This is a genomic window from Streptomyces sp. NPDC045899 (assembly GCF_056431485.1).
The window spans coordinates 135,532-148,229 of the sequence record NZ_JBWKKP010000009.1 but is presented as its reverse complement, the minus strand read 5'-3'; the positions used below and the strand labels follow the sequence as shown (position 1 = coordinate 148,229).

Genomic DNA, 12,698 nt, shown 5'->3' with positions numbered 1-12,698 from the left:
GCCGTCCGGGCCGCCGGAGGAGGGCGCCGCGCACGGGACCGGTGCCGCGCACGGGACCGGCGGACTGCGGCTGACCGTCTTCGTCGGCGAACGCGACACCTGGCACCACCGGCCGCTGTTCGCCGAGATCGTGCACCGCGCCCACCGGGCGGGGCTGGCGGGCGCGAGTGTCTTCCGCGGGGTGGAGGGCTACGGCTCCTCGTCGATGGTGCACACCTCACGGCTGCTGTCGCTGGGCGACGATCTCCCCATGGCTGTGGTGATCATCGATACGGAGGAGCGGGTGCGGTCCTTCCTGCCCGGCTTGGAGGAGATCGTGGGCGACGCCCTGATGGTCGTGGACCCGGTCGAGATCGTCGGCCGCGCGGGGCGCGCCGGATGAACTGGCTGCTGGTGGTGGCCGGCGGCATGGCCGGTGCCCCCCTGCGCTATCTGACCGACCGCGCGGTGCAGTCCCGGCATGATGCGATGTTCCCGTGGGGCACGTTCACGGTGAACGTCATGGGGTGCGCGGTACTGGGCCTGCTGACCGGCGCGGCCACGGCCGGCGCGGTCTCCTCCCAGCTCCAACTGCTGCTGGGCACCGGGCTGTGCGGGGCGCTGACGACGTACTCGACCTTCTCCTACGAGACGCTGCGGCTGGCCGAGGAGGGCGCGTGGCTCTTCGCCGCGGCCAACGCGGTGGGCAGTGTGGTGACGGGCGTGGGCGCCGCGTTCGCGGGCGGCGCACTGGCCGAGGCGATCTGGGGCTAGGCCGTGTCCCGGCGGTGAGTGCCGCCCCGCTCCGGGCCGCCCCGCCCGGCAGACGCGGCGTCCGGGATGCCCCGTCTTCCCTCGGGCACCCCGCGGTCGCGGCATACCGGGCGCGCCCCCGCTGCGCGGCTCCCAGGAGCCCCCGGCGCACCGCGCCACTCGGCCTCCCGGCCGACCCGCCGCATCACCCGGATCGTCCGCCGCACCGACACCCAGTTCCCACCGCACCCGGCTACCGCGCCGCCCCGGCATACCCCGGCGCCCGGGTTGCCGCGCCTGCCCCGGGCGGACCGCGGTCGCGGCCTGCCGGTCACCCCCGCCGTAGCCGGCGGTGCCGCGGCTCCCGGGAGCCCCCGGCGCACCGCGGCAACCGGCCGTCCGGGGCGCTAGTCCGGGCTTCCCGGTGGGTCCGGGGTCAGGAGGGTCGTGTTGGGGGGCAGGCCGTCGTTCGGGCGGTCCTTCGCCGTGCGGAGGTGTTCCAGCAGGACGCGGCGGAGTTCGCGGGCGGCGCGGGGCGGGGCGACGTCCTTGCGGTGGGCCACCGCGATCGTCCGCCGCATCCGGTGGCCCGCGAACGGGGTGATCCGCAGTCCGGACCGCTCGGCCACCATCCCGGGCAGCACCGCGATGCCGAGTCCGGCGCGGACGAAGCCGAGCACCGCGTCCATCTCACCGCCCTCGACCGAGAAGGCCGGCTCGAACCCGGCCGCCCGGCACGCCGACGTGGTGAACTCCCGCAGGTCGTAGCCGCGCCGGAACATCACCAGGGGCTGGTCCCGGAGGTCCTCCACCCGGATCCGGCGGCGCCGGGTCGGTGGCGGGGAGGCGGGTGAGGAGGCCACCACCAGCTCCTCGCGCAGCAGCTCGGTGGCGGCCAGCGCGGGGGCCTGGCCCGCCAGCGGAGTGATGATCAGGGCGAGGTCCAGTTCACCGGCGGCCAGGCTGCGCACCAGGTCCTGGGAGCCGCCCTCGTGCACGAACAGCTCGATCCCCGGGAACGCGTCGTGGAAGCGGCGCAGCACATCGGGGACGAGGCTGGCGCACAGGCTGGGCGGGGCGCCGAGCCGTACCCGGCCGCGCCGGAGCTGCGCGACCTCCTGGACCTCGCGGTGCGCGGTCTCGGTGTCGGCGAGGATCTGGCGGGCCAGCGGAAGCAGCGCCTCCCCCGCGTCGGTGAGCGCGATATTGCCCCGGGCGCGGTGGAAGAGCTCGGCCCCCAGCTCCCGTTCCAGCGTTCTGATCTGCTGGGACAGTGAGGGCTGGGCGACATGGAGGAGCTCGGCGGCGCGGGTGAAGTGGCGGGTGTCCGCGACGGTGGCGAAATAGCGCAGCTGCTGGAGTTGCACCCAGCCATGATAGCCCGTGCCTATGGAAACCAGCCGTAGCATGTCTTGGACGAATCACACACCCGCTGCCTAGCGTCGACGGCATGGCAGTGGCGATACGCACGGACGCGGACCCCACCCGGAAACCGCCCGGGAAACCGTCGCGGAAGCCCGCACGGAAGCCGTCCTTCATCGGCTCCGTCTGGCGCTCGACCGTCGGCAAGAAGGCGGTGATGGCCGTCACCGGGCTGATCATGCTGGCCTATCTGGTGGCCCATATGCTCGCCAACCTGAAGGTGTTCCTCGGTCCGGACGACCTCAACGGCTACGCCCACTGGCTGCGCACCCTCGGCGAACCGTTCCTCCCCCATGAGGGCTTTCTGTGGCTGGCCCGGCTCGCGCTGCTGACCACCGTGGTGCTGCACGGGGTGGCCGCCGCGCAGCTCAGCCGACGGGACCTGGCGGCGCGGCCGCGCGGCTACGCCCACCAGCGGCGGCGGGCGAGCTACGCCACCCGCACCATGCGCTGGGGCGGGGTGATCCTCGGGCTGTTCATCGTCTGGCACGTCCTGGACCTGACCACGCTCACCGTGAACGAGCGCGCCGAGCCCGGCCACCCCTACGAGAACGTCGTCGCGACCTTCTCCACCTGGTACGGCAACGCGGTCTACATCACGGCGATGCTCGCCCTGGGTCTGCACATCCGGCACGGATTCTGGAGCGCCGCACAGACCCTCGGCGCCGGGAGGCCCCGCCGCGACAAGGCCCTGAAGACGGCGGCGAACGTCCTGGCCGCCCTGTTGACCTGCGGCTTCATCGCCGTTCCGGTGGGCGTGATGAGTGGAGTGGTGAGCTGAGATGAGTGCGTACACCGACTACCGGACCGGTGAGCCGGTCGCCGACACCACGGCGCCGGACGGTCCGATCGAGGAGCGCTGGAACCGCCGCCGCTTCGAGGCGAAGCTGGTCAACCCGGCCAACCGGCGCGGCTACCGGGTGATCGTCGTCGGCACCGGGCTCGCGGGCGGCGCGGCCGGGGCGACCCTGGCCGAACAGGGCTACCAGGTGGTGCAGTTCTGCTACCAGGACTCCCCGCGCCGGGCGCATTCCATCGCCGCGCAGGGCGGGATCAACGCCGCCAAGAACTACCGCAACGACGGCGACTCGGTCCGGCGGCTGTTCTACGACACCGTCAAGGGCGGTGACTTCCGCGCCCGTGAGTCCAATGTGCACCGGCTGGCCGAGGTGTCGGTGGAGATCATCGACCAGTGCGTGGCACAGGGCGTGCCGTTCGCGCGGGAGTACGGCGGGCTGCTGGACACCCGCTCGTTCGGCGGGGTGCAGGTCTCCCGCACCTTCTACGCCCGCGGCCAGACCGGACAGCAGCTGCTGCTGGGCGCGTACCAGGCGCTCTCCCGGCAGATCGCCGCGGGCCGGGTGGAGATGCACGCGCGCACCGAGATGCTGGACCTGATCGTGGTCGACGGTCGGGCGCGCGGCATCGTGGCCCGGGACCTGATCACCGGGCGGATCTCCACCCATCTCGCGGACGCGGTGGTGCTCGCCTCCGGCGGCTACGGCAACGTCTTCTACCTGTCGACGAACGCCAAGAACTCCAACGCCACCGCGATCTGGCGGGCGCACCGGCGCGGCGCGTACTTCGCCAACCCGTGCTTCACCCAGATCCACCCCACCTGCATCCCGCGCTCCGGCGACCACCAGTCCAAGCTGACGCTGATGAGCGAGTCGCTGCGCAACGACGGCCGGATCTGGGTGCCGAAGGCGAAGGGCGACACCCGGCCGCCGGCGCGGATCCCGGAGCAGGAGCGCGACTACTACCTGGAGCGGATCTACCCGGCGTTCGGCAATCTGGTGCCGCGTGACATCGCCTCCCGCGCCGCGAAGAACGTGTGCGACGAGGGCCGCGGGGTCGGCCCGGGCGGTCAGGGCGTCTATCTGGACTTCGCCGACGCCATCGCGCGGATGGGGCGCGCGGCGGTGGAGGAGAGGTACGGCAACCTCTTCGAGATGTACGAGCGGATCACCGCGGAGGATCCGTACCGGGTGCCGATGCGGATCTACCCCGCGATCCACTACACGATGGGCGGACTGTGGGTCGACTACGACCTCCAGACCAGCGTGCCGGGGCTGTTCGCGATCGGCGAGGCCAACTTCTCCGACCACGGGGCCAACCGGCTCGGTGCCTCGGCCCTGATGCAGGGCCTGGCGGACGGCTACTTCGTACTCCCGGCCACCATCAACGACTATCTGGCCCGCCGTCCCCACGGCGGGACCGCCGAGGTCGATCCAGCCCATCCGGCGGTGACCGGGGCGGTGGCCGAGGTGTCCGACCGGCTGCGGCGGCTGCTGGCGAACGACGGCGACCGCACCCCCGACTCCTTCCACCGGGAGCTGGGCGAACTGCTCTGGGACGAGTGCGGGATGGCCCGCACCGAGAGCGGACTGCGCAAGGCGCTGGAGCGCATCCCCGCGCTGCGCGAGGAGTTCTGGCGACGGATCAAGGTGCCCGGCAGCGGTGCGGAGCTGAACCAGTCGCTGGAGAAGGCCAACCGCGTCGTCGACTACCTGGAGCTCGCCGAGCTGATGTGCCTGGACGCGCTGCACCGCGAGGAGTCCTGCGGCGGCCACTTCCGGGAGGAGAGCCAGACGGCCGACGGCGAGGCCGCGCGGCGCGATGAGACCTTCTCCTACGCGGCGGCCTGGGAGTTCACCACGACCGGCGGCGCCCCCGTACTCCACCGCGAAGAGCTGGTCTTCGCTTACGTCCACCCCACCCGACGGAGCTACGCATGAGGCTCACCCTGCGGATCTGGCGCCAGCGCGGCCCCGAGGAGCCGGGCGCCCTGACCACCTACGAGGTCAAGGGCATCTCACCGGAGATGTCCTTCCTGGAGATGCTCGACACCCTCAACGAGGAACTGATCCTCGGCGGGGACGAGCCGATCGCCTTCGACCACGACTGCCGCGAGGGCATCTGCGGTGCCTGCGGCATGGTGATCAACGGCCAGGCGCACGGCCCCGAGCGCACCACCACCTGCCAGCTCCATATGCGGCACTTCGCGGACGGCGACACCATCGATGTCGAGCCCTGGCGCGCCGCCGCGTTCCCCGTGGTGAAGGACCTGGTGGTGGACCGGTCGGCGTTCGACCGGATCATCGGCTCGGGCGGGTTCGTCTCCGTGCCGACCGGCAGCGCCCCGGACGCCCACGCCACCCCGGTGCCCAAACCGGTGGCGGACCTCGCCTTCGAGCACGCCGAGTGCATCGGGTGCGGCGCCTGTGTGGCGGCCTGCCCCAACGGTTCGGCGATGCTCTTCACCTCGGCGAAGGTGGTCCATCTCAACGCGCTGCCGCAGGGCGCGCCGGAGCGGGAGTCCCGGGTGCTGGACATGGTGGGGACGATGGACGACGAGGGGTTCGGCGGGTGCACCAACACCGGGGAGTGCGCCGTGGCCTGTCCCAAGGGGATACCGCTGCAGTCGATCTCGCGGATGAACCGGGAGTTCCTGCGGGCGAGCCTCAAGGGCGGCGGCCGGGCGGACTGAGCGGGTCCGCGGTCCCGTCCGGGTCTCCCACCAGGAACTCGTCGAGGATCCCCGGTGCGGCCTCGGCCGCGAAGGGGACGGCGTCCCCGGCGGCCATGTCCGGGGCGCGGTAGCCGTCCTGGCCCGCCGCGACGGCCGCCGTCACGGTGGTGAGTCCGGCCCGCCGGGTCAGCGGGCTGTCGGTGAAGCTCCAGGCGAGCACGGCGTCGCGGGCCAGGGCGACGGTGTCCCGGCTGAAGGTGCCCGAGCGGATCAGCAGATGAAGGCCGGTCACCCCGTGGCCGAGGGAGCGGTGGGCGTCCCGGGCCAGCACCAGCACCACGGGCACGGCCAGCAGGGCGTACCCGAGGGCGCAGTACAGCAGCACCGGGGTGAGCAGCGCGCCGAGCACGGTGAGGGCCGCGGTGCCGGGCAGCACGGCCCAGACCATCCCCCGCACGGTCCGGCGGCGGCGGACGGCGGCCGGGTGGGGGCGCAGCGCCGGACGGTCGAAGAGCGCCGGGGCACCGTCCCCGGGGCCGGGGGCGGCCACCGCGGCGGCCACCCGCAGCGCTTCGGCGCGGGGTGCGGGCGGCAGCACCTGGCTGCGCTTGCAGTTCTCCTCGCGGCTGCCGAGACCGCCCGCGACGGCACGTACGGTGGCGCCGCCGCCCAGGCGCAGCAGCAGGGGTTCGCGGAGCACCGCACCGCGCAGCCGGGAGCGTTCGAAGGAGACCGAGCGGGTGGTGAGCAGTCCGCGGCGGACCCGGAGGGTGTCGGCGTCCGTCCGCTCCAGACGGTACTTCCACCAGTTCTCGGCGTAGAGCACGACCGCGCCGAGGCTGCCGACGGCGGCGATGCCGAGGAGGGCGAGCGGCACGGTGAGCCACAGCGCGCTGTGGCCGAACTCCCGGAAGGCGTCACGGACCACCCCGATCCGCCAGGGCTCGACACCGATGTCGCCGAGCACCCGCCAGACGGTGCCGAGCACGGCGAAGACCCCGCCGAAGATCCAGAAAGTGAGCGGGGCGTAGCGCAGCCAGCGCCGGTCGACGGTGGAGAGCACCGGCTCCCCGGTGGTGTCCGCGCTCCCGGCGCGGGCCAGCAGTTCGGCGCGCAGCCGCTCGGCGTCCGGGCGGGTGAGCGCCTCCAGGGTCAGCGCGCTGCCGCCGGTGGCACCGTCGGCCGTGGTTCCGGCGCGCAGCACCGTGAGGCCGAGGAGCCGCTGGACCGGGTGAGCGGTCAGATCGACGTTGCGGACGCGGTGCAGCGGGATGGCGCGCAGCCGCCGGGTGAACAGTCCGGTGCGCAGTTCGAAGGCATCGGCGGTGATCCGGTAGCGGGTGCGCCACCAGCGCAGCAGACCGCCGGTGGTGATGACGGCGAAGCCCGCGGCGATACAGCCGAGGGTGATCCAGGCGCGGGTGTCCAGCCGTCCGTGGGTGGCCAGGGCGGTGAGTCCGAGGGAACCGAGCGGGGCGGCCAGCCAGCTGAGGTGGACGGCGACGGTGCGCGGATCGAGGGAGCGCCACTCGGTGGCCCGGGCGGTGTCCGGCGGTGCGGCGGTCACGCGGCATCACCGGCCACCAGCTGGGCGGCCTCGCCGATCCGGCGCGAGAGCTCCTCGGCGTCGGCGTCGGACAGTCCCGCGATCCGGATGTCGCCCGCGGTGGAGGCGGTGGTGATGGTGACGGTGGCCAGTCCGAACGCCCGCTGGACCGGGCCGCGTACGGTGTCCACGGTCTGCACCCGGGAGAGCGGGGCGATCCGCCGGGTGCGCCAGAACCAGCCGCTCGCCGCGTACACCGCGCGCTCCCCCAGCTCCCAGGCGTGCACCGCGTAACGCCACCGGGGCATGAACCACAGATAGCCGAGCGCGGGCAGCACCAGGACGACCAGCAGCAGCGGGCCGAGCCAGGGCAGCGCACCGGGGAAGAACAGCAGCGAGCAGACGGCCAGGGCCAGGGCGGTGAGCAGGGCAGGACCGCTGAGGACGAGCAGGGCCTGCACGGTCCACCAGCGGCGGGCCCGTGGATCGACCCGGTGGCGCGGCGGCCTGAGTTCGGGCATCGGAGTCCCCCGTAAACTTTCCAAGTCAGCTGTATTGAACGGGACCACTGTAGCAATACAAGTGACTTGCAAAAAGGGTTCACACGGGAAGGACCACGGGGTGCCCAAGCGAGTGGATCATGAAGAGCGGCGCAGGCTGATCGCCGGGGCGCTGTGGCGGATCGCGGCCGAACGCGGCCTGGAGGGCGCGAGCCTGCGCGATGTCGCGGCCGAGGCGGGGATCTCGCTCGGTCAGTTGCAGCACTACTTCACCAGCAAGGACGAGATGCTGGGGTTCGCGCTCGAGCACATCGGACAGCTCGCCGAGGGGCGCATCCGCGCCCGGATCGAGGCCCTGCCGGGTGAACCGACCCCGCGCACCGTCCTGCGCGAGACGCTCGCCGAGATGCTGCCGCTGGACGAGAACAGCCGGATCGGCCAACGGGTGCAGATCGCCTACTTCGTCCGGGCGCTCTACGACGAACGGCCGCGCACCCATGCCAGGGAGGGCTCCCGCGCACTGCGCGACTTCCTCGCCGGACAGGTGGCACGCGGCGTCGAACGCGGCGAGGTGTCCGCCGACCGGGACCCCATCCACGAGGCGTCCTTGCTGATGGCCCTGGTCGAAGGCGTGAGCGGACACACCCTGATGGAGCTGCACACCCCCGAGGAAGCCATGGCGCTGATCGACCTGCATCTGGAGCGGCTGTTCGGCGGCGCCGCCTAACGACGGCCCCGCTGAGCCACCTTCAGCGCTTCCGCCAGATCCTCCAGCGCCTCCAGCAGCAGTTCGGCGCCGCGCACCGCCACCCCGGGCCGGTCCCCGGCCCGCCGCTGCCAGCGCTCCAGCACCTCACCCAGCGGCTCCCAGTCCAGCGGGCGCCGCTCCCGGACCGCGGCGGCTGCCTCCGGCAGCGCCGTGCGCAGCGCCGCGGCGAACTCACCGGCCTCGGCGGACGGGGGCGCGGCGCGGTCCGGAAGGTGTGCCTCCAGCAGCATGGTGACCCGGCCGGTGGTGGACAGCGCCGTCTGCGCCTCCCGCGCCGCGCGCCGGGACAGCCCGCGGTGGCGCACCGGCTCCCGCTGGGCACGCGCCTCCAGCTGCTCCCAGGCGGCCCGCGCCGCCCGCGCGTCCAGCAGCGCCTCGCGCACCTGGCGGGGGCGGCGTTCGGCAGGGCGGGCGTGGGCGTCGAACACGGCGGTGGCGTAATGGCCGTTGGCGGCCAGCCAGTCCGCCAGCCGGTCCCGCAGCAGCGGAGTCTCCCAGGCCGGGAAGACCACGTACGCGGCCATCGCCAGCGCCCCGCCCAGCAGTGTCAGCGCCACCCGCGCCTGCACCGTCTCCCCCGGGGCCGCGCCCGCGATGCCGAGCAGGAAGACCACATAGGCGCCGATGCACGCGGAGGCCACGATGAAACCGGTGCGCATCAGCAGGTACAGCGAGCCCACGCACGCCACCGCCAGCAGCGCGCTCACCCAGGGGGCGGGGTCGGCGAGCGCCACCACCACCCCGGCCACCAGCACCCCCGCCAGCGTTCCGGTGAACCGGGCCACCCCGCGCGAGAAGGTCTGGCCGAAGTCGGGGCGCAGCACCATCACCGAGGTCAGCGGCGCCCAGTAGCCATGGCCCCAGGGCAGCGCGCTGCCCAGCAGATAGCCGCCCGCGGCGACCACCGAGACCCGTACCGCGTGCCGGAAGACGGGTGAGGACCAGCGGGACTCCCGGCGCAGCGCGCGCCAGACCACCCGCACCCGCCCGGCGGGGGTGGGGGACGGCAGATAGCGGCGGTCCCGGCCGCCCTCGGCGGTCACCGTCTCCACCGGTTCGTCCGACGACTCCACCACGTCGTTCACCAGCGCCATCAGCCGCAGCGCGGCCCGGCGGGCGGCGCCGTCCAGTCTGGGGCCGGTCGGCGGCACCTCCAGCACCGCCATCGCCTCCGGGGGCAGCCGCACGGTCACGCCCCGGCGGATGGCGTGGGCCACGGCGTCCAGCACGGTGGCGGTGGCGCCCAGCAGTTCGCGCGCCCGGTCGCGTTCGGGACCCTCGGCCGCGGCGCCGACCACCGGGTCGGCGAGCGAGGCCAGCACCGGCCGGATCCGTTCGGCCAGCAGCCGGTAGCCGCGCAGCTGGCGCGGGCGCCGCCGGGCCTGGCGGGGCGTCAGGGCGGCGGCGCTGCGCGCGTCCATCAGCGGGGTGGGGTCGAACGGCGCCACCGGGTCCTGGCGCAGCCGCCGGGCGTAGTCGGCGACGGCGGCGAGCGCGTCGGCCAGGGCATCCCGCTGAACGCCCCACGGCCGCACCGGGAACAGCACGATCAGCGCGGCCTGGACGACCCCGCCCAGACCGATCAGCGCGGCGTGCTCCACGGCCCCCAGCAGGGAGGTGGGGAGGGTGACGGTCACCAGCATCACGGCGACCATCTGGGTGGCGACCAGCCCGGAGACCGGGCCGACCGCCCACGCCATCCCCGTCAGCAGCGTCCAGACGGCGAGCATGACGACGAAGGTGGCGGTGTGGGCGGCGGCCAGATAACCCAGGAAGGTGCTGACCGCGAGACCGGCCGCGGCGGCCAGCGCCAGCGCCGGGCGCGGCCGCCAGCTGCGCTGGAAGGTGGCGAGCCCGGCGGAGAACGCGCCGAAGGCGGAGGAGACCGCGAGCGTGGGCGACCCCAGCCACAGGGTCAGCCCGACGACGATCGCCACCCCGCACGCACCGCGCAGCGCGACCAGCGGCTCCAGCCGGGTGCGTTCGATGGACAGCCCGTCCCGCGCGGTCTCCTTCAGCGCGCGCGACCAGGTCATACGGTGAGCCTACGGCCCCGGTCCCACGGAACCGAAGCCATGGGCGCGCCGGTGCGCGATCAGCCCTGGGGCGTACCGCAGTCCACGTCGAGCAGCTTCATCGGACGGCTGCCGTCGAGGTCCACATAGGCGGTGAAGGACGCGTCGGGGCCGCCCCGCCAGTGGGTGGTGACGGTGGCCCAGCCGACCCGCGCGGACTGCGCCGTGGTCACCTCGCCGACATCGATCCGCTTCGGGGTGTTCTGCGCGCACAGCAGTACGTCGAAGCCCGGGTTCTGGTCGGCCTTCTCCTTCAGCTGGTCCGCGACCAGGTGCTTCCGCTCCCAGGGGCGCGGGCCGTGGTTGCCGTAGAAGCCCTCCAGGAAGTGGTGGATCTCCTCGGCGGTGTAGCGGCGGTCGGGGTCGGTCCGGGGCGTGTGCGCGGAGACCGGGGCGCTCGCGGCGAGCGCGAGTCCGAGTCCGAGGGCGGCCGTGCAGCCGGCGGTCACCGCCGTGGAACGGAACAGACGAAGCATAAGGAATCCCCCTGAGCAGGTCGTTGCACCCATTATTCGGGCGAACACTCAAGAAGACCCGCCAACCCACCGGATGGTTGTGCGCCGTTCGGCCCCCTGTCCGTCAGGCTGCCGGTGAAACGCGTACCCCCCGCCGGCCGGGGCCTGCGGGGGGTACGTCACGGACGCGGGACGCGCTCAGTGGTTGCTGGGGAAGCCCAGGTTGATCCCGCCGTCGCTGGGGTCGGGCCAGCGGGTGGTGACGACCTTGCCGCGGGTGTAGAAGTGCACCCCGTCGTTGCCGTAGATGTGGTGGTCGCCGAAGAGCGAGTCCTTCCAGCCGCCGAAGGAGTGGTAGCCCACCGGGACCGGGATCGGCACATTGACGCCGACCATGCCCGCCTCCACCTCGAGCTGGAAGCGGCGGGCGGCGCCGCCGTCCCGGGTGAAGATCGCGGTGCCGTTGCCCCACCGGGAGCTGTTGATCAGCTCGATGGCCTCGTCGTAGGTCTCGGCGCGGACCACGCACAGCACCGGGCCGAAGATCTCGTCACGGTAGGCGTCGGCGGTGGTGGGCACCTTGTCCAGCAGCGAGACACCGATGAAGAAGCCGTCAGCGCATTCGGGGTGTCCCTCGACGGAGTAGTCCGTACCGTCCACGACCACCTCGGCGCCCTGTGCCGCGGCCCCGCGCACATAGGAGGCGACCTTGTCGCGGTGCTCCTTGGTGATGAGCGGGCCCATCTCCGAGGCCGGGTCGTTGCCGGGGCCGATCCGGAGCTTGGCGGCACGGTCGGCGATCTTCTTCACCAGCTCGTCGCCGGTGTCCCCGACCGCCACGACCACCGAGACCGCCATGCAGCGCTCACCGGCCGAGCCGTAGGCGGCGTTGATGGCGTTGTCCGCGGCGAAGTCCAGGTCGGCGTCGGGCAGCACCAGCATGTGGTTCTTGGCGCCGCCGAGCGCCTGGACCCGCTTGCCGTGCTCGACGGCCTTGGACTGGATGTACTGGGCGATCGGGGTGGAGCCCACGAAGCTGACCGCGGCGACGTCCGGGTGCTCCAGCAGCCGGTCCACGGCCACCTTGTCACCGTGGACGACGTTGAGCACCCCGTCCGGCAGCCCGGCCTCGGCGGCCAGCTCGGCCAGCCGGAGGGCGGCCGAGGGGTCCTTCTCGCTGGGCTTGAGGACGAAGGTGTTACCGCAGGCGATGGCCACCGGGAACATCCACATCGGCACCATGGCCGGGAAGTTGAACGGGGTGATGCCCGCCACCACACCGAGCGGCTGACGGATCGAGGAGACGTCGACCCCGGAGGAGACCTGGGTGGACAGCTCGCCCTTGAGCTTCTCGGCGATCGAACAGGCCAGCTCGACGATCTCCAGACCGCGGGCCACCTCGCCCAGCGCGTCGGAGTGCACCTTGCCGTGCTCCGCGGTGATCAGCTCGGCCAGCTCGTCCCGGTGGGCGACGATCAGCTCACGGAGCTTGAACAGGATCGCGGTGCGCTTGGCCAGGGAGGTGGCGCCCCAGGACCGGAACGCCTCCTTGGCGGCGGCTACCGCCGCGTCGACCTCGTCCACGGAGGCCAGGGCGACCTGGGTGTCCTGGGCGCCGGTGGCGGGGTTGTAGACCGGACCGAAGCGACCGGTCGCGCCCTCGGCGGACTTGCCGCCGATCCAGTGGTTGACGGTCTTCATGGGGTGGGCCTTTCTGTCGAAAAACG

General features: G+C 73.1%; 12 protein-coding genes. 6 read left to right on the top strand and 6 right to left on the bottom strand.

The features are described from left to right. Nucleotides 1-64: 64 nt before the first annotated feature. Together AC07FT_RS15945 and crcB are read left to right on the top strand one after the other, a co-directional pair. Nucleotides 65-382 (top strand): DUF190 domain-containing protein, encoded by a 318-nt coding sequence (locus AC07FT_RS15945; RefSeq protein ID WP_471204266.1) that lies wholly within the window; start codon nt 65-67, stop codon nt 380-382. Further along, the gene (gene crcB / locus AC07FT_RS15940) at nt 379-753 is read left to right on the top strand and encodes a fluoride efflux transporter CrcB (protein ID WP_479176719.1); all 375 of its coding nucleotides are present in this window, start codon (nt 379-381) and stop codon (nt 751-753) included. The genes AC07FT_RS15945 and crcB overlap by 4 nt, the downstream gene beginning before the upstream one ends. A 386-nt stretch (nt 754-1,139) precedes the next feature. Here crcB and AC07FT_RS15935 read toward each other — a convergent pair whose 3' ends face one another. Next, nucleotides 1,140-2,099, bottom strand: coding sequence for a LysR family transcriptional regulator (locus AC07FT_RS15935; protein ID WP_471204024.1), 960 nt, complete (start codon nt 2,097-2,099; stop codon nt 1,140-1,142). Between the two features lie 83 nt (nt 2,100-2,182). Between AC07FT_RS15935 and AC07FT_RS15930 the strand changes: the two genes are divergently transcribed. The 3 genes from AC07FT_RS15930 to AC07FT_RS15920 are packed head-to-tail and all read left to right on the top strand — an operon-like array spanning nt 2,183 to nt 5,644. Continuing rightward, a complete protein-coding gene (locus AC07FT_RS15930) occupies nt 2,183-2,935 on the top strand; it encodes a succinate dehydrogenase (RefSeq protein WP_431771068.1) in 753 nt (250 codons plus the stop codon). Between the two features lies 1 nt (nt 2,936). Continuing rightward, entirely contained in the window at nt 2,937-4,892 is a 1,956-nt protein-coding gene (locus AC07FT_RS15925) for a fumarate reductase/succinate dehydrogenase flavoprotein subunit (protein ID WP_479176718.1), read from the top strand. Beyond that, a complete protein-coding gene (locus AC07FT_RS15920) occupies nt 4,889-5,644 on the top strand; it encodes a succinate dehydrogenase/fumarate reductase iron-sulfur subunit (protein ID WP_479176717.1) in 756 nt (251 codons plus the stop codon). Before AC07FT_RS15925 ends, AC07FT_RS15920 begins: the two co-directional genes overlap by 4 nt. Here AC07FT_RS15920 and AC07FT_RS15915 read toward each other — a convergent pair. Beyond that, nucleotides 5,619-7,193 (bottom strand): PH domain-containing protein, encoded by a 1,575-nt coding sequence (locus AC07FT_RS15915; protein WP_479176716.1) that lies wholly within the window; start codon nt 7,191-7,193, stop codon nt 5,619-5,621. The two genes, AC07FT_RS15920 and AC07FT_RS15915, sit on opposite strands and share 26 nt — an antisense overlap. Beyond that, on the bottom strand, nt 7,190-7,693 hold the full coding sequence (locus AC07FT_RS15910) for a PH domain-containing protein (protein WP_471204037.1): 504 nt from the start codon (nt 7,691-7,693) through the stop codon (nt 7,190-7,192). Before AC07FT_RS15910 ends, AC07FT_RS15915 begins: the two co-directional genes overlap by 4 nt. Before the next feature lie 100 nt (nt 7,694-7,793). Between AC07FT_RS15910 and AC07FT_RS15905 the strand changes: the two genes are divergently transcribed. After that, entirely contained in the window at nt 7,794-8,399 is a 606-nt protein-coding gene (locus AC07FT_RS15905) for a TetR/AcrR family transcriptional regulator (RefSeq protein ID WP_479176715.1), read from the top strand. Here AC07FT_RS15905 and AC07FT_RS15900 read toward each other — a convergent pair. From AC07FT_RS15900 to AC07FT_RS15890, 3 genes are all read right to left on the bottom strand, one after another. Continuing rightward, the gene (locus AC07FT_RS15900) at nt 8,396-10,477 is read right to left on the bottom strand and encodes an FUSC family protein (protein WP_479176714.1); all 2,082 of its coding nucleotides are present in this window, start codon (nt 10,475-10,477) and stop codon (nt 8,396-8,398) included. The genes AC07FT_RS15905 and AC07FT_RS15900 overlap by 4 nt on opposite strands. Nucleotides 10,478-10,536: 59 nt before the next feature. Continuing rightward, entirely contained in the window at nt 10,537-10,992 is a 456-nt protein-coding gene (locus AC07FT_RS15895) for a hypothetical protein (RefSeq protein WP_471204043.1), read from the bottom strand. A 177-nt stretch (nt 10,993-11,169) separates the two neighbouring features. Continuing rightward, nucleotides 11,170-12,672 carry a CoA-acylating methylmalonate-semialdehyde dehydrogenase gene (locus tag AC07FT_RS15890; protein WP_479176713.1) on the bottom strand — a complete coding sequence of 501 codons (1,503 nt, stop codon included), beginning with the start codon at nt 12,670-12,672 and terminating at the stop codon, nt 11,170-11,172. Between the last annotated feature and the right edge of the window lie 26 nt (nt 12,673-12,698).

Excerpts from the sequence above, each read along its gene's own strand:
- crcB (WP_479176719.1), top strand. The coding sequence starts at position 379 with ATGAACTGGCTGCTGGTGGTGGCCGGCGGCATGGCCGGTGCCCCCCTG.
- AC07FT_RS15930 (WP_431771068.1), top strand. The coding sequence starts at position 2,183 with ATGGCAGTGGCGATACGCACGGACGCGGACCCCACCCGGAAACCGCCC.
- AC07FT_RS15925 (WP_479176718.1), top strand. The coding sequence starts at position 2,937 with ATGAGTGCGTACACCGACTACCGGACCGGTGAGCCGGTCGCCGACACC.
- AC07FT_RS15920 (WP_479176717.1), top strand. The coding sequence starts at position 4,889 with ATGAGGCTCACCCTGCGGATCTGGCGCCAGCGCGGCCCCGAGGAGCCG.
- AC07FT_RS15910 (WP_471204037.1), bottom strand. The coding sequence starts at position 7,693 with ATGCCCGAACTCAGGCCGCCGCGCCACCGGGTCGATCCACGGGCCCGC.
- AC07FT_RS15900 (WP_479176714.1), bottom strand. The coding sequence starts at position 10,477 with ATGACCTGGTCGCGCGCGCTGAAGGAGACCGCGCGGGACGGGCTGTCC.
- AC07FT_RS15895 (WP_471204043.1), bottom strand. The coding sequence starts at position 10,992 with ATGCTTCGTCTGTTCCGTTCCACGGCGGTGACCGCCGGCTGCACGGCC.
- AC07FT_RS15890 (WP_479176713.1), bottom strand. The coding sequence starts at position 12,672 with ATGAAGACCGTCAACCACTGGATCGGCGGCAAGTCCGCCGAGGGCGCG.